12 protein-coding genes and 1 pseudogene are annotated in these 16946 nt (G+C 57.4%); 4 read left to right on the top strand and 9 right to left on the bottom strand.

The window, feature by feature from the left end; translation table 11 throughout:
• Positions 1-5: 5 nt before the first annotated feature.
• The 8 genes and pseudogenes from ACD578_RS18380 to ACD578_RS18345 form a co-directional block, all read right to left on the bottom strand.
• Positions 6-2195, bottom strand: coding sequence for a hypothetical protein (locus ACD578_RS18380; protein ID WP_404287301.1), 2190 nt, complete (start codon positions 2193-2195; stop codon positions 6-8).
• A 58-nt stretch (positions 2196-2253) separates the two neighbouring features.
• Entirely contained in the window at positions 2254-2871 is a 618-nt protein-coding gene (locus ACD578_RS18375; protein WP_404287299.1) for a hypothetical protein, read from the bottom strand.
• A 149-nt stretch (positions 2872-3020) separates the two neighbouring features.
• Complete coding sequence (locus ACD578_RS18370; protein ID WP_404287297.1) at positions 3021-4307, bottom strand: glycosyltransferase family 4 protein; 1287 nt, start codon at positions 4305-4307, stop codon at positions 3021-3023.
• A gap of 5 nt (positions 4308-4312) precedes the next feature.
• Positions 4313-5138 (bottom strand): annotated as a pseudogene (locus ACD578_RS18365) (class I SAM-dependent methyltransferase).
• A complete protein-coding gene (locus ACD578_RS18360) occupies positions 5135-7372 on the bottom strand; it encodes a glycosyltransferase (protein WP_404287295.1) in 2238 nt (745 codons plus the stop codon). Before ACD578_RS18360 ends, ACD578_RS18365 begins: the two are co-directional and overlap by 4 nt.
• A gap of 77 nt (positions 7373-7449) precedes the next feature.
• On the bottom strand, positions 7450-8190 hold the full coding sequence (locus ACD578_RS18355) for a calcium-binding protein (protein WP_404287293.1): 741 nt from the start codon (positions 8188-8190) through the stop codon (positions 7450-7452).
• Positions 8191-8550: 360 nt separating this feature from the next.
• Positions 8551-9939, bottom strand: coding sequence for an HlyD family type I secretion periplasmic adaptor subunit (locus ACD578_RS18350; protein ID WP_404287291.1), 1389 nt, complete (start codon positions 9937-9939; stop codon positions 8551-8553).
• Positions 9936-11657, bottom strand: coding sequence for a type I secretion system permease/ATPase (locus ACD578_RS18345; RefSeq protein ID WP_404287289.1), 1722 nt, complete (start codon positions 11655-11657; stop codon positions 9936-9938). The genes ACD578_RS18350 and ACD578_RS18345 overlap by 4 nt, the downstream gene beginning before the upstream one ends.
• 372 nt (positions 11658-12029) lie before the next feature.
• Here ACD578_RS18345 and ACD578_RS18340 point away from each other — a divergent pair, with 372 nt between their 5' ends.
• Complete coding sequence (locus ACD578_RS18340) at positions 12030-12539, top strand: MarR family transcriptional regulator (RefSeq protein WP_404287287.1); 510 nt, start codon at positions 12030-12032, stop codon at positions 12537-12539.
• Between the two features lie 264 nt (positions 12540-12803).
• Complete coding sequence (locus tag ACD578_RS18335; protein ID WP_404287285.1) at positions 12804-13493, top strand: hypothetical protein; 690 nt, start codon at positions 12804-12806, stop codon at positions 13491-13493.
• Between the two features lie 156 nt (positions 13494-13649).
• Here the strand turns inward: ACD578_RS18335 and ACD578_RS18330 are convergent, their stop codons facing one another.
• Positions 13650-14282: a GntR family transcriptional regulator gene (locus ACD578_RS18330; RefSeq protein WP_404287283.1), complete on the bottom strand. Its 633-nt coding sequence runs from the start codon at positions 14280-14282 to the stop codon at positions 13650-13652.
• A gap of 208 nt (positions 14283-14490) precedes the next feature.
• Between ACD578_RS18330 and ACD578_RS18325 the strand changes: the two genes are divergently transcribed.
• Together ACD578_RS18325 and ACD578_RS18320 are read left to right on the top strand one after the other, a co-directional pair.
• Complete coding sequence (locus ACD578_RS18325) at positions 14491-15930, top strand: M20 family metallopeptidase (RefSeq protein WP_404287281.1); 1440 nt, start codon at positions 14491-14493, stop codon at positions 15928-15930.
• Positions 15931-16008: 78 nt separating this feature from the next.
• A complete protein-coding gene (locus ACD578_RS18320) occupies positions 16009-16866 on the top strand; it encodes a transporter substrate-binding domain-containing protein (RefSeq protein WP_404287279.1) in 858 nt (285 codons plus the stop codon).
• Positions 16867-16946: the final 80 nt, after the last annotated feature.

Here is a 16946-nt window from a genome sequence, read left to right as displayed (position 1 = left end):
TTCCACTACCTCATGTTGTTGATGAGGAGCGACCACTTCCGGTCGAAACTCCAGCGGTCGATCTTCTGAGCCAGACGGTGCATTGGAAGTGCCGAAGTACTCACGTCGCTGTCTGCTGAGATCATCTCGACATCCGGTAGCCAAACGGCAGGCGTACCTCCTAGCCTCATCTTCAGGCAGAGATCGCGACCCTTCTCGCTGACGTTCAGATAGGACCGTGTGAACCCCCCGGCAGACTCGATAGATTCACGTGAGACGATGCAGCACGCGAGCGAGCCCGCGATGACTTCCGTCGGTTGCGATCCCTGCACGACATCGCGTGGGTATCCGATATACCGGTCGACAAGCTTCTGTGCTCCATTATCGAGCCAGGTGCCTGCGAAGCGGATCGAATTGTCTTCGTAGAGGATCGTGGGACTGACCAATGCCCTGCCGCTACGATTGCGATAGGCGCGTTCCAACAAGGAGATCCAGCCTGCTTGGCGCGGCAGAACTCCTGCGGCAAGAAAGATCAGCGTTTCTGCCTTCGTTGCCTGAACTGCAGCCTCAAATGCATCGCAGGTATCCTGCACGCCTGTTGCGCCAATAACGCGAATCCTGATGCCGTAGAAGCGAGAAAGCCGTTCCGCCTCTGGCGCAATGTTGTCGAAAGATTCCACGGGAGCGGAGACGATAATCGGCATTTCTCTCGTCTCAGCATCCAACGCCAGAAGAGACAACGTCACAGACACTTCCTCGGCATCCATGGTAGCCCCAATAACCAGGGCCTTGCCGCTTTCCGTATCGTCGAAGTCGAAGTCTCGGATCTCGGCGACGCTCGGTGCAGGCGAGGCCATTGCTTGCATCATCGGACCGATATGACGCTCGATTGCGGCTCCGGCGGCTGCGGTCCTCGGGTCGAGAGGTGAGATCAATCTCTCTAGGGACCGGCGGGACATGCCCCGGAGAGGTGTGAGAGGATAAAAGGAAAAGGTTTCACCTATAGCCATCTCGAAATAGACCGATGTCTCTGCCAAGGATGGAGGGCCAGGGACAAAGGCCAGGAAACCATAATCATTCCGCGCTGGATCAAGGCGTCCGGCGAAAAGGCTGTTGTGCTGGAATGCCATTGACACGTCTGCGCGCGGAAGACGGGTCCAGGTATGATCGATCCGCTGGTTGTTTGCACCGGCACGCAAAGTGAGAGAATCGACGTGGCCCTCCGGGTCGAGCATCCAACCGGCGACCAGAATTCCTCCGCCTGGCACTTCAACGACCATATCCATACCGATGCGAACCGGCACTTTGAGATCCGACACAGTGTCACGGCCGTCGAAACGCTCCCCGGCACGTCGCAGTGTCAGCATCGTATCCGCATTCGCGCTTGCGTGGGTCAAGCCATCCCGGATATGGGCGGGCACGTCGGTTGAGGACAGGACGACGCGACGGTCATAGACATCGAGCGTCCGCCAACTGTCCCTTCCACGAAAGAAGAGCTTCTTGAGCTTGCCAGGATCGACGGCGGACTTTCTCGTATCGAGCAGACCCACGAAACCTTTGCCGTGCTCCCCCAGGTCGCTGCGAGGGACCGAAGCCGACTTGAACTCTCCAGCGAGAAGCCCCTCGTGCGCTGCAAGAACGGGCACCGTGTCGCAAGGCAGGTCGGAGGCCCAACCCTGCAGGAAGATTTGGCCTGTATCAATCGAGCCGATTACCTCAATCCAACCATCATTGGATCCTGCCGACGCCAGTACCGATAGGGCGGCGTCAAGTCGTTTCTGATTGGCTTTCCCGCTGATCAAGGCATGAACGATCCGGTCGACGATGTATGCCGATCGATCCCCGGCATCGACGGAGATGCTCTGGATCAGTATTGGAAGGGGTACCGCCGGTCTGATCAAGGTGTAACGGATCGGCTGCCCAGTGCGACGCATGACGACCGAGCGCAAGCGGACCTTGCTTGCCAGCCGGATCGGAACGATGGCCACAAAGCCAATGGCAGCTTCAGCAGGCGCATCCTTCCGAACCCAGTAGACCGTATCGGCCTTCATGGACATGGAAGGATCGCCATTCAGCAGAGCTTCGACATTGTCCGTCATCGCATCGGCCACCCCGGCAATCAGCGCGAGGTCATCACCAATCGGAGTAACAAGCGCGCTCTCGCCGTCGAGAGGAAGATCGCGTAGCTCCTGCACCATTTGCGTATTGGACTGCATGGGCTTCCTATTAAATCTTTCGATGATCGTTTCGCTTCTTGCCTGACAAGCCTTCAGATCACCAAGGAGGGTGACGCAGAAGGACGACGAGCGCCGCGACGGCGCTTGCGGCAGAGATCCCCCCGAAAGCAATCAGGAGCGCGACGGCTCTGCGCATTGGACGATCGACCGACGATCCTAGATCTTCAATCTGTCTTCCAAAATCGGAAAGGATCCTGTCGAAACGCATATGGAAAACTTCGATATCGGATACCTTCTTGGCCAAATCGGACTGATTGGAACGCACGACATCGAGGGCTGCAGCGATGCCGTCATCCTCGCCAACGATCTCTTTGATCTGATTGGAAGTGCCGCGAAATGCCTCAATGGTCTCGCGTTGCAGAACTTGCGATCGCCGTTGTGCCTCTATGAGCAATTCCAGCCGATCAAGCACTCGATTCAGCGGCGCACTAAGAGCGGTCTCGGCAGCGCGTTCATCCTGGCTGGGAGAGCGCAAAGCGAGCTCCTCGCCGGTGGAAGGGGACACTGCGATGACAGAGAAGCCAGCCACCTCGTGTGCGGCAGCGCCGGGGAGTTCGAGCTCGAAGGCGTAACCGCCATCGCCAATCCCATTGCGACGCAGGTCGACGCGAGGCATGTCAGCAGTGGTCGATGCGACGGTTTGCTGGTTCAGCATGACACACACCTGAAGTCGCTCGGTGGGGCGGGAGCGATCCCAAACCCATCCGAACAGGCGCCCACCTTCGATTGCGTCCACGCGACCTTGAAGCTGCGCTTTGACTGGTGTCGCCGGTACGCCCACTACGCTACTGTGCTGTGCAGTGCTCATGCCGCGTCTGCCTTCAGTTGAATGATCTCGGCGCCTTTAAGAAGGCTATGATAGAGGGCAAGGTGGCGCTCCGCGACGACTGTGATATCGGCCGGCGGCTTGATTCCTGAGACGAGCGTCTGCCATAGATCGGGTGTCTCTATGGCCTGTCGCATGGCACTGGCGAGGGAAACCGGATCGTCCGGGCGGACGTGCAGACCGTCGATTCCATCTCCAACGGATTCCGCCATTCCGCCGATGCCGCTTACGATGACGGGGCGCCGGTGAATGAATGCCTCTTGTATTACCAAGGGCGCATTCTCCCACCAGATCGACGGCACGACCACCCAATCGACAGCAGCCATGAGGTTCGAAATATCTTGACGGCCGTATGCCCCGAGCCTCACGACCTGAGAATCCGTCGCTGTCAGGAGTGCGTCGATTTCCTCATTGAACTTCTGTGACTGAAAGGGTGCCCCTCCGTGCAGGCGGAGCTCGAAATCACCAAAACCGTCCCCAATCAAGCGATGGGCCGCCTTCAGGAGAGTTGGGATACCCTTCCAGGGATTCAGGTTGCCGAAATAGCCGAATATGGATCGCCTGCCTGAAATAGGGGATCGATGTGCCGCCGGAACAACCGCTGGCCGCCCGTTGGAAACAATCTCAATCGAGTCTGGCGGGAGACCCCAACTTACGAAGCGTTCCTTGATGAATCGACTCGGAGCAATGAAGCGATGAACCTGACTGAAGTGCGTTTGAATGTACTTTTCGCGCAGGAGAAATCGATCCGCAGCAATGTTCGGAAAGCATCCGTTGCAACGATTTGGTGTCGCGCGGTCGCATCTTTCCTTGTTCTTAGTCCGCATCATCAATCCCTCATGAGCGCAAATCGGGTAGTAGTCATGAAGTGTCATGACGATGCGGGCGTTTGGCAGAACGCGACGTACCAGCGCTATGAACTCTACTCCGATGAGTAGAACGTGATGGATATGAACGATATCGGGCCGAAAGTCCTCGAGTAAACTGATGATGTGAGGGACGACTCCATAGTTGTCTATTTGGCTCAGGTTGAACTCATCAAAGTGTCCGCACCACATGACGACTTCATCTGGTGCGTCTCCCGGTGACTGGAAGCTGGTTCCCGGACGTTGTTCACGATGGAGATTATTCGTTGCAGCCAGGAACAGAGCCTCCACATCCGGACGCGAGCGGTACTCGCGAAAGAGGTCATGGGCGAATATCTCCGTCCCGCCAGGGTGGAAGTTGGGATGATTATGGGCAACGACCAGTACGCGTGTCGTCAAATGACCTACTCCGGCTTACCAGCGATGATGACATCCTGGTAGTGGCTGCTCTCGATCCCTCGCCAATGGCCAAGGCTGACGCGTTGGACCTGCAGCCCGGCTTTCTTCAAGATGTCTTCAATGATCCCGGCGTCGAAGCCGATTGCGCCGAGCGGAGCCAGAGGGTCGCCAAACCACGTGCCAGGCCGATTGCCCGGAGTGAATCGAGGGCGAGCCGTCGGTCTATCCGGGTCTCCTGCGGCAACGATGAAGGCGGTCAGAAACAGTCGCCCGCCGGGCGCCAGCAACCGCGCGATCTCGCGAGCGTAAGCGGAGATCTCTGCTTCCGGGAGATGGGTTGCGACGGATACCATCGCCACAAAATCGAATTTCGCATCTGCAAACGGCAGGACGATCTCACGGCCGGCGATTGCCCCCCGGGTTATAGAGTTCGTGAGCGACATCCACACGACAGAACCGAAAATTCGGATAGGCTGACGTGATGTTCTGCACACACCACTCAATACCGGCATTCACGGGATCGACGCCTTCATAGAAGGCTGTTCCCGAATCCAGATACTGAGTCAGAGGAACGGCCATCCTGCCGATGCCGCACCCGATGTCGAGTACGGACTCGAACGGTTTGAGACCGCCAATTCGAACGAAGTGGCCAAGATACTCTGCGCCGATTGCACGATAGTCGCCATCTCCGACAAAAACGTTCTCCGCTGGCGGGGCGGGCAGAGAACCATCTCGAGAAATCTCTTCCATCAATCGGTCAAGGCGGGATTCGGCTTCAGCATGAAGATCCAGAGTACTTGAGGCATTCGTTAAATCGAACTGCACATTCATATTGCGACATTCCTTCCTTTGCGAGGACGTCCAGCCTGCATCGATGCAATCATGAGATCACGCCAGCGCTCGGTATGAAGAGAGCAATTGTACTGCCACGCAATTCCGCGCATGTACTCGGCATTGAGAGACATCGATCTACGTTCGAGGTGGTAGAGTTCGATGTCAGGAACATATGCGATCTTGCGGTCTGTCATGGTTATTTTGAGGCAAAGATCGCTATCTTCATAATCTCCCACCACATAGTCTTCCGTAAAGCCGCCAACGGAGTCGAAAATCGATTTGGACGTGACGAGGCAGGCGCCGGTCACTGCAGGAACAATACGTTCCTCGCACGCAGGTGCATAATCGCGAGGCATGCCCTTGTGAAAGTGCTGATTGAGCCAGTATCCGCGGTGATCTTGGGAGAAATACATGCCGGCGTGCTGGATGGATCCATCTTCGAATAGGAGCTTCGGTCCAACAGCGCCAACACGGCGGCGACCGTTCAAACGTGCCGCCATTTTCTCAAGCCAGCCGGGAGCGGCAGGAATGACATCGGAATTCACCAGCGCCAGAACGTCGCCTTGAGCAACAGATGCGCCAACATTGTTGGCGCGCGCGTAGCCACCGTTCTTCTCCATGATAGCAAGGACGATAGGCTGTCCGTAGACGAGATAAAGGCCGCCGAGCAGATGTTCGACTTCTTGAGCTTGCTCTGGAGAGTCGAGGACATAGATCAATTCTGCGTTCGTTCGAAACCACGGATCCGTAGAAAAGGCCGCAATTTGGAATCGGAGGAACTCCAAGTTCCTGTAGAGAGGAATGATGACGGACGCTTTTGGACGGTGTAGGGGCGCCCCGATATTCTGGAGCGTAGGCCGCCCAATTCTTCCCCGAGCCTGCTCGTGAAGGTTTGCAATCACCGGGCTGAGAACCTGCGTCAAAACGGTTTGGCTGACATGCTGCGCCGGGATCGCCCGCAAGGCGGCCCCGCGAGCGATAACTGGGTCGAGCGGTTGGAGTTTCGGCACGAGGGCATATCGTGCACCCGACTTCAGGCGAAGATAATAGCGCGGTTGCAGGATTTGTGCGGATCCGGGGGCCGCACGTGCGCGGACGGCGAAGCCAGTGGCGCTGAGACGGGACCCTTCCGTTGGTCCTGCCACTTCAACGGGAAAGGTGCGAAGATGTGCTGTCAGATCTTGTGCGCAGTTGTCCGGACCACTTGCTTCTATTCCCGCAAAGAGGCCGGCCGGGTCGCGATACCAGCCTGTCACCAGAGTTCCTGCAGACGTTGCCAGCGCAGATACGATTTCGGCCGATGGTGTCGTGAGGTTGCTCGAAATTCGTCGGGGACGCAATGGTGAGCGCAGTTGCAGCTCGAGTGCGTAGGCGGGTCCTGCCGCGGAGCGATCGGCGATTTCCATCAGCACATGCTCGCGCAAGCCAGATGCTGCTTGCGCCTGCTCGCGGAACCACCGCTCAATCGATGGGGGACGTGCATCTGTCTTGAACATACGCCGGACGGACAATCCTCCGGGGCCAATCAAGATGAGGAAGGATTCGTCGGAAGGGATCCGTGCACGATCAATCAGGAGATGGACGACGTCCCGTCCATCCTTCTCGTTGGGAACTCTGTAGGGCCGCGCATGGACGCGGGTCGGGCCATTCTTGCCGAACGTATAGATCGCATCGACCTTGCCGAAGCCTGATATGAGCGAGGTTCTTGTCAGAATGAAGTCATCGGCAATCTGCGCGACGGCGACAGCTTGGCCAGGTGTCGGGGCAATCTGCGAAAGGAGATCACCTAAAATCCCGATGAAAGCCCTGTTCCGGTGAAGGCGGAACATAGTGCCCCATACATTGAACAGAGCGGAGACGAGAGCCACGCGACCATGCCTGTCGATGCCGTCGATTAGCTCTTCGGTGTCCACCAAGGCAATGTTCGTTTCGGAATCGATGGTAACGTCCGTCCTAATATCAGTCGCGCCAAGGGTGAGGTCTACAGTGATCTGTCCCTCGTTGGGGCGCTGAAAGACCCAGAGGAGGCGTGTGCCGCCGCTAGGTAGAGACAGACGCAGGGATGCGAGGGGCCAAATGTCTCCGTCACAGGTCGTTAGCGTGAGTGACCGGATCTGCGCGGCGTGAGATATATCCCAGGTGAGCAGAACTACGTTGTTGCGTCCGAGAGATGAAATTTTCGGAGAGGCAAGATCACCAGCTGGTGATGTGAGCACGGCAAGCTCCGCCATCGCTTTTCTGTCTCCACTTGTCCCAGTGGGATGCCGCGGAGAACTCCGCGGCATCCATGATTTTGTGGAATTGCAGGTCAGTGAACCGAGAAATAGTCGCTCGGATTGCTGTTGACGTCGTCGGCGTTCACATTCACGAGGGTGATTGTGTCGCCGTTACCAAGATCGACAATCGCATTGCTGCCGACCTGCTGGACTCGATCCGTGAGATCGTCGACCGATGTGATATCGGTTCCGTTGATCCCCTTGGAGATCTGCAGAATATCCTGGCCGGCCTTGAAGTCGAGAACGACGTCATTGCCACCGCCGCCACTGAAGATGAATGTGTCGCCGCCCGCGCCGCCATGAAGCACGTCGTCGCCTGCGCCACCATCCAGGATATCTGTGCCTGAACCGCCGCGCAGGATGTCGCTGTCCGCTCCACCCTGAAGAAGGTCATCGCCCGACCCGCCTTCGAGAACATCGCTGCCATCGCCGCCGCGTTGGATGTCATTGCCGTTGCCGCCGCGGAGGTAGTCGTCTCCCGTGCCACCGAGCAGGATGTCATCGCTGTTGCCGCCGAACAGGATGTCGTTTCCGCTGTCGCCCTGTTGGACGTCGGCCCCGACGCCACCGAGCAGAACATCATCATCGGCGCCGCCGGAGATCCAATCATCTCCGGAGCCGCCGAAGAGAACGTCAGCTCCAGTCCCGCCCGAGACTGCATCGCTCTCTCCGCCGCCTAGGATCAGGTCATCGCCGCCATTGCCGAAGATCACGTCTGCGCCGGAAGTGCCGTGCAAGGAATCGCTTGAGGCTCCACCACCAATAGTCGCCATATCTCTCATCCTTATTGTCAGCTCCGGGTAAGCCGCTACGCACCCGGTTGCATGTTCGAGCCAAAATGAAGCGCCATTTGCGCAAGGAGATTTCCGGGATGGTGCTTGTGCTGCGTGGGTCCCGGTGTTCTGTTAAGTAAAGCAATAAATAGTAGTTGTAAATCAAAAAGTAGTATTCTCTTCTCGTGCAAATTTAATAGTATATGCTCTTCAATATAGTATTTTTATTGTTCAATTATACTTCTTGATTAAAAGGAATTTGGAATTAAATTCGAAATAAGTTTGGCGAGAGGCGTTCCTTCGCCTCTCGCTGCAGGTGTGCTGTCGATAATTGAAGCTGCTGGAAAGGCTCGGCTCGTCTTATTCTTCTCGGAATGCCCGGTCGAAGCTTTCGGTGATGGGGCCTAGCAGATAATCGATGGCGCGCCTGGGCTGGTTAATGATGAGAACCTCTGCCGGCATTCCAGGGTAGAGAACCGTTTTGGAATTAGCTTTAAGGCTTTCCGGCTCGATTTCAGCGCGTGCGACGAAGTAGGCGTAATTGTTGCGGTCGTCCATCTGCTGGTCGGCCGAAAGGTAGGTCAGCTTCCCCGCGAGAGGCGGGGTACTGCGGCTGTTATAGGCGGTCAGCCGAATCTGGACCGGTGCGCCGACATGAACGGAATCGACGTCCCGCAGACCGATCTTCGCCTCAACAATCAATGGTTCGTTCTCCGGCACGATGTCGAGGATCGATTGACCGGCGGCAATGACGCTGCCCACGGTATGGGAGCGGATATTGGTCACCACTCCTCTCTCCGGAGAGACGATCTCAACGCGACGCAGGACGTCGGTTGCGGCGTCTATACGTCCGATCGTATCGGCCAACTCGAGCTGAGCTGTTTGAATATCTGACGCGACCTGCTGCTGAAAGTCATTGCCAAGGGAAAGGATCTCAAGTTCCGCCGCCGCCTTGGCCTGCTCCGCCTTTGCCTTGCGGGAGACCAACTCACCGGCGTCCCCCTGGAGCTGGCTTTCGCGCGTCTGCATTTCCGTAAGGCGGGGACGCGGGGCATAGCCTTTCTCGACGAGGCTCGCGATGGCCCTAAGTTCCCGGTCGAGCAGTTCCGATTGCCGGGTGTTCGCGTCAGTTTGTGATTTCACGGCCTGGAGTTCTGCCGCCTGCTGCTCGATTGTCTTTCGCTGGATGTCGACGCGGCGATTGAACATCTCGCGCCTGGCCATGAAGTACTTTTGTTCGGCTTTCAGGATCTCCTCTGCCGTCGGCCCTTCAGCCCGAAGCAGATTGTCGGGAAAGCTGAGATCGGTCAGGCCGGCCTGCTCGGCCCGCAGGCGCACAAGCCGTGCCTCAAGGCCGATCCGTTTGGAGCGCAGCTGCTCAAGCTCGGCCTTTGCCCTTGTGTCGTCAAGGCGCAGCAGCGGCTGCCCTGCCTTCACGACCTCGCCTTCATGAGCGAGCAGGGTTTTGAGGATGCCACCCTCAAGATGGCTGATGGTCTTGCGTTTGGAATCGACCACAACAGTTGCGGTCGCAATCGCGGCGCTGTCCAGATGTGCCGAGAAGGCCCATGTCGTGAGGCCGCCGAGGCCAAGAAAGATCGTCGCCAAGCCCGCAATCACCGGCCCGCGATACGACGGCTCACCTCGGTCTTTCTTTCGCAAGTGGTCCCGCATGGCTCCAATGTTTGCCGACATGTACGTGGCAGGCACGAGCGCAGTCCGTTCCACTATGTCCGAACGCTTCTTCATGCGCTTCCTTTCACGGCAGCAATCGGCTTCTCGCCGGGGGTGATCGCGCTGACGACCGAGGTTCTCGGACCGAACTGGCTGATCCTGCCCTCCTGCAGGACCATGAGCTTGTCGGCGGCTTGCATGATGGAGGGGCGGTGGGCGATCAGGATGATGATCGCCCCATCGGCGCGCAGGGTCTCGATGGTGCGCACGAGCGCCCGCTCACCATCGGTATCGAGATTCGAATTGGGCTCGTCGAGCACGACCAGGCGCGACTTGCCATAGACTGCCCGTGCCAATCCGATCCGCTGTCGCTGACCGCCGGACAGGGCATGCCCCCCATCTCCCAATGGCGTATCATATCCGAGCGGCAGACGGCCGATCATTTCGTGAACGTCGGCGAGCCGGGCAGCCTCCAGCACCAATCGCGGGTCGGCTTCCCGCATCCGGGCGATGTTGTCTCGGATCGTCCCGTCAAGGAGGGATACGTTCTGTGGTAGATATCCTACCATATCGCCGAATGAACTGCGCTCCCAGAGATAGACGTTGTTGCCATCGAGATAGACGCCGCCGGATGTGGGCTTGATCACGCCGATGAGCGCGCGCGCCAGAGTGGACTTGCCGGCCGCCGACGGGCCGACAATGCCGAGCACTTCGCCTGGCGATAGTGTGAACGACAGCCCCTTGAGAACAGGAACATCGGAACCTGGAGGAGCATAGACCAGCCGGTCGACCGTGAGATCGCCCTGGGTCCGTGGCGTCGGCTTGGTTTCGCGCTTGGGCGCTTGGTTCTCAATGAGATCGCCTACATTCTTCCACGCCGATATGGCGAGGATCCATTGCCGCCAGCCGTCGACCATCGAGTCGAAGGGTAGGAGCATGCGACCCATGATGATGCTCGAGGCCACCATCGATCCCGGGCTGGCCTCCTGCCGAATGACCAGGATTGCCCCGACCGACAGAACGGCAATCTGCATAGCATATCGACAGGTGCGGGTGACGGAAGCCATGGCGCGACTTCGGCGGGTCGTGACGTCCAGAAGATCCTGCGTATGCAGTTGGGATTGACGCCACCGCTCAGAGAGGGCGGGAAGCATGCCCATGGCCTCAATCGCCTCTGCATGTCGAAGAGTGCCGCTGATTTCGCCGATATTCTGCATGGCGGATTCGTTGGCGCGCTTCACGGCTCTCCGCGTCAGGAAATCGGATAACAAGGAGAGAGAGATGATGATGATTGCCGAAATCAACGCGACCAAGCCATAAAGCCAATGGAGAGCGAACAGGACGGCAAGAAAGATGGGTGCCCAAAATGCCTCCAGCGGAACGCTGATAGCGCTTCCGACGATGAATGACCGGATGTCGTTGAGGTCGCGAATCGCCTGACCGGACTTTGAGATGCCCTTCGTCACGGAGGCGGATATCGCAGCTTCCAGGACCGGGAGGTTCAGCTTCCTGATCAGCTTGCTCGCCATGACCTGATAGGTGAGGGCGCGCACGTAGTCGAGGATGCAGTAAATTGCCAACCCAATAGCAGAGACGATGATCAGCATGATCAACGTATCCGTGCTCTGACTGTTCACAACACGGTCATGCACTTGCAGCATGAAGAGAGGGACCGTCAACTGAAGCACGTTGATGACGGCACTCAAGGCGGCGGCATAGACAACTCCGGCTGCAAATGCCTTGCGCCCTTGGTGGATCAGATCGGCAGCTTCCGGATTGGCCGTTTTCTTCATGCAGGAGTGACTCCAAAAGAGGCAATGGTACGGCAGATCTAAATTTTGCCTAAAAGTTATTCGAAGGGATTTATGAAACACAGATGGTAGAACGTCTACCCATAAAGTATGATTCTCTGAACAATAAAAAGTCTCTGGCTGAGGAAACAACAATAAGGGTCGTCAACTTTATCCAAGTTACTCTTTGGATGAGCCTCAGACGCCAAGAGCACTATTAAATTAGTTCGAATTTCGAACTAATTTATTTGATTGATAATGGGGTATAACATGCAAAATATATCGAACTCCTTGCCTTGGATTGTCGCGCAGGATGAACCGGAGCCCACTTTGCATGCTACGTTGCAGGCTCTGTATCGAAGAAGCGACGAACACGTGAGCCGCGCGGAAGGCCCTGAGGCTCCTCAGGCGGAGCCAACAGGCATCACTCATATCGAGATTGTCCGTGTAGTTGAGAGGCTGCATCGGCGCTCGCTCGATCTCGTGCGGGCCGATCTAATCGAAGCCGGCGTCGATGACCTCAGTCCATCTCAGGTGATGATGTTGTTCACGATCGGGTCGAGCGAACTGTCGGTCCGCGATTTGATTGAGCGCGGCTACTATCTCGGGTCGAACGCCTCTTATAGTCTCAAGAGGCTTGTCGAAGCCGAGTATGTCATTCGTACGGCCTCGGAACGGGATCGCAGATCCGCTCGCATCCGGTTGTCGGACAAGGGGCGTGAGTTGTGTGACATGATCAAGCGGAACGACAAGACCTATCATCAACTCGTCGCGCGCAATGAGGCGGAGATTCGCGACCTTGAAACCACGTTCCGAACTCTCAAGCGAATCGAACAGGCTTGGAGCAATGCTGTTCGCTATCGAGGCATAGCCTCAGATGAGTGATCCGATCGCTTGATACCGACGCTTCCTCCCTGATTCGAAGTGGAAGCCGTCCACAACCTTAGAGTACTGTGAGCAGACCAGTCGCGTGCGGCCTCATCACAGCACGACACTGGTGCTCTAGATGGTGATTGTTGGCATACCTCGTCTCCTGCGGCGGCTGATGAGAGGCGAAGGGCGGAGCTTATTGCGTTGGAGGCTCCATGCGGTGGAAGTGAAGTGAGTGGTGAGGACGGGCGAAGAGAGTTGTGAAGGATTGATCCTGCGATGTTGCAAGAACCGACAAGGACTGAATCGATTTTCATCCAAGATTCGAGCCATCTTATTTTCGAGCCCGAATCCAATCGTAAAAAACTTCTGATTATTTTTGCGTATATCAACCAGAAGCTTGGAACGCGGTCGCATTCAAACTTCTTGCGTAATGTCAATTGCAAAAAGCTTTTCCTGAATCCGGGCCTGAATGAATGGTACCAGACGGGGGTTCCGGGAGTGGCATCCTCCTATTCGGGTCTTCTTGCGTTCCTTCAGGACGTGAAATCGAATTTCGCCGACCACGAAATTCTCTGCCTGGGTCATTCGATGGGTGGCTTCCCGGCTCTAGGTATCGGCGTAAGCATTGGGGCCGATCGCATCCTGGCTTCTGCTCCGGAATATATCCTGAACAGGCCAAACAGTCTGAGCATACGGCACTTGAAAGATACGCAAATCGAGTGCGGGGACTTGACTCCTACACTGTCCTCAAACTCCAAAAGCTCAATCACTGTCCTAGTCGGGAAGCAGAATGCATTCGATATGACCGTGGCGCGCCGATTGAGCGAATTTCCACGGACCGACGTCATCGCGTTGGAGACGGGGCACAACACCTTTCCCTATCTGAAGGACGTCGGAAGGCTCGGTGAAACGCTGGAGGCCTTCGTTGATGCTCGGGACATTCGGTCTGTGGCTGCGGGCGTATGACGGCTAGGCCGATTCAGTCGCTCGCTAGAGCATCAGCCCCAATGGGACGCCACTTTTGGCGCCCATCCGATGCCCCTTTCTTGGCTGGCGCTTCGTTTGGCGCAGAAAACCGGTTTCGCTATTCGCTGACGCGGACTTTCGGTTTCGCACGATGCGCTAGCTCTTCGGCTGACGGATATGCAGTGTAATCGTGTCTTTGAGCTGCTGCGCGTCACCTGTGGCGAGGGCCTTGATCATGGCATGATGCTCTCGGCTCGATTGTTCAACGCGGACCCGCGTGCTCCATTGCCCAGCCAATGCGGATGATGTTCTGCTGCGGAGATCGGTCACGAGATTGGATAATTCGGGATTGGAGCACAGGCTGAGAAGCTCGCGATGAAAGGCGAGGTTCGCCTCGTATTGCTCCAGGACTGTGCCGTGGAGAATCATCTCGTCGAACTTGCGGGCGAGAGTGTTTATCCGCTCGATTGCATCGGGGGTTGCATTGGCGACGATGCTGTCGACGGCAGCCGTTTCGAGAATGACGCGGAGCTCGAGAATATGGGCTGTCTGATCGCTGTCTGGCAGAACAACGTGGTATCCGCGATTGGGTACATGCTGCACTAAGCGCTTTTGCGTAAGATAGTCGAGCGCGCGCCGAATATCTGAGCGGCCAAATCCGTAACGGTGCTCAAGATCGATCTGCTTCAGCCACGTGCCTGGGGCGAAGGCGCCAGCTCGGACGTCGCGCGCGATCAGATCAGCTACGGCCATCCAAGCCTTATTCAAGGGTGCATCCATCGTGGTCATGTAATGTGGTCACGTCCCATGGATTGGCTTTGCTACTTCCTTAGGCAGAAAGCAAGACGATTGCGAAATGATTCGTCAGGCCTGCTCTTGCATCCCCCCAACAAGCATGCATCATATTGGTACCAATTTTGGTGAATATTCAATGCCACACTTGCTGAAACGTCAGGAGAAGCGGTTTCAAGCGGAATGGCGCGAGGAAGGGTACGGAGTGTCGGGAAAAAATGCCTCGGACATCTGGGGGTTGGTCGAAGCCAAGCGGGAGGTCTTCCTTGCCCTCAGCGATCGCATTTGGGAAATGCCGGAACTCAATTTTGAGGAGCACCACTCCTGTGCTGAGCACATAGCCGTTCTCAAGCAGCAGGGTTTTCGGATCGCCCGCAACGTCGCTGGCATTCCGACCGCCGTCATGGGCGAGGCGGGCGAGGAAGGACCGGTCATTGCCATTCTGGGTGAGTACGATGCTCTGCCGGGCCTGAGCCAAGTAGCAGGAACTGCAGAGCAGAAGCCAGCCGTCGAAGGCGGCAACGGCCATGGCTGCGGGCATAACATGCTCGGCAGCGGCTCACTCATGGCCGCGACTGCCGTGAAGGATTATCTGGAAGCTCATGGTCTCAAGGGACGCATCCGTTACTATGGCTGTCCGGCCGAGGAGGGAGGATCCGCTAAGGGCTTCATGGTGCGGGCAGGAGTTTTCGACGATGTCGACATTGCGATATCCTGGCATCCGGCACCTTTTGCAGGTGTCAATAATCCGATCTCTCTGGCCTGCAACGAAATCAATTTTCACTTCAGCGGACGGGCCTCCCATGCGGCGGCCTCGCCTCATCTGGGTCGCAGCGCGCTCGATGCGGTGGAGCTCATGAATGTCGGCGTCAACTATATGCGAGAGCATATGCCGAGCACGGCCCGCATCCATTATGCCATCACGGATACAGGAGGCTCAGCGCCGAATGTCGTGCAGGCCAGCGCGACGGTGCGCTATCTGATCCGTGCACGCGAACTGCCGGAAATGCAGGGATTGCTCCGCCGTGTGAAGAAGATTGCCGAGGGTGCGGCGCTCATGACGGAGACGAGCGTCCGCAGCGAGATCGTCAGCGGCGATGCCAACCTCGTCGGCAACACGCCTCTGGAGCAGTTGATGCACCAGAACCTGGAGCGGCTAGGGCCTCCTGTCTTCGACGAAAAGGACAAAGCCTTCGCGGCAGAAATCCAGAAAACGCTGACGGATGAAGACATCAAATCATCCTTTGAGCGCTTTGGGCTGAAGCCGCGTAGGGGCGTCACTTTGTGCGATACGATTTTCCCGCCCGAGAGCGGGGACGGAACGCTCGTGGGATCCACTGATGTCGGCACTGTCAGCTGGGTGGTTCCGACCGTCCAGATGCGTGGCGCCACCTACGCCGTCGGTACGCCCGGTCATTCATGGCAGCTCGTGGCACAAGGAAAAGCGCCCGCAGCCCACAAGGGTATGGAACATGCCGCGAAGGTAATGGCCAGCACGGCAATTGATCTTCTCCGCAATCCCGGTCTGATCGAAGAGGCCAAAGCCGACTTTCGCGAGCGCCTCGCTGGAACACCGTTCGTCAACCCGATTCCGGATGACGTCGATCCACCTGTCACCGTGAAGGAAAGCTCAGTCCAGGCATAACGGATCGGCAGCTAGCATTTCAGTACCGCCCACAGTCTAAGCGCGACACGCTCGCCCATCATCAACAGAGGGAAGACCATGAAGACCATCAGCAAGATTGTGGCACTCGCGCTCACCGGCGTGACGCTCGCGCTCGGGACAAGCGCGATGGCGCAGGAAAAAACCTGGACGAAGATCCGTGTTGCGACGGAAGGAGCGTTCGCGCCATGGAACTTCACCAAGCCCGATGGCAGCCTTGATGGCTTCGAGATCGAGCTCTACAAGGACCTTTGCAGCCGCATGAAGGTTGAGTGCACCATCGAGGCGCAGTCCTTCGACGGCATCATCCCGGCGCTGAATGCTGGCAAGTTCGATGCGATCATGGCCGGCATGTCGGCGACCGCCAAGCGCGAAGAGGTGATGGCCTTCACCCAGCCCTACGGCACGACCGGCCAGACCTTCGCAGTGCTGAAGTCGGGTCCGCTCGCCAATCTGCCCCTGAACGGCAAGATCTTCTCGCTGGCGACCAATGAGGCGGGCGCCGCCGCTGCGGTCGAGGAGCTGAAGCCGATTCTGAAGGGCAAGACCATCGGCGTACAGGGTTCGTCGATTGCGGCGAACTTCCTCGACAAGTATCTGAAGGGTACGGCCGAAATCAGGGAATACAAGACCACCGAGCAGCACGACCTCGATCTCACGGCGGGGCGCATCGATCTGATCATGGCATCGACGGCTTACCTGTCCGGCGCTGCCGCGAAAGCTGGCAATGAGGAGATGACGCTCGTGGGACCACGCTTCCAGGGTGGCATGCTCGGACGCGGAAGCTCGGTTGGCCTGCGCAAGAGCGATCCGGAGCTGAAGGCCATGTTCGACAAGGCCATCACGGAAGCGAAGGCTGACGGGACGATCGAGAAGCTCTCGATGAAATATTTCGGCTTCGACGTCACGCCGCGTTAAGGGTTGACTAGCGCAACTCTATTGGGAGTGCGGCGTCGGAGCCCATCACGGTTCCGACGCTGTGCAATTTCCTGCCCGAT

Origin of the sequence: Microvirga sp. RSM25 (assembly GCF_044784385.1) — a bacterium.
Taxonomy (GTDB): domain Bacteria; phylum Pseudomonadota; class Alphaproteobacteria; order Rhizobiales; family Beijerinckiaceae; genus Microvirga; species Microvirga tunisiensis.
Note: the sequence above shows the minus strand (reverse complement) of the source record. Positions and strands in the feature narration are given on the sequence as shown.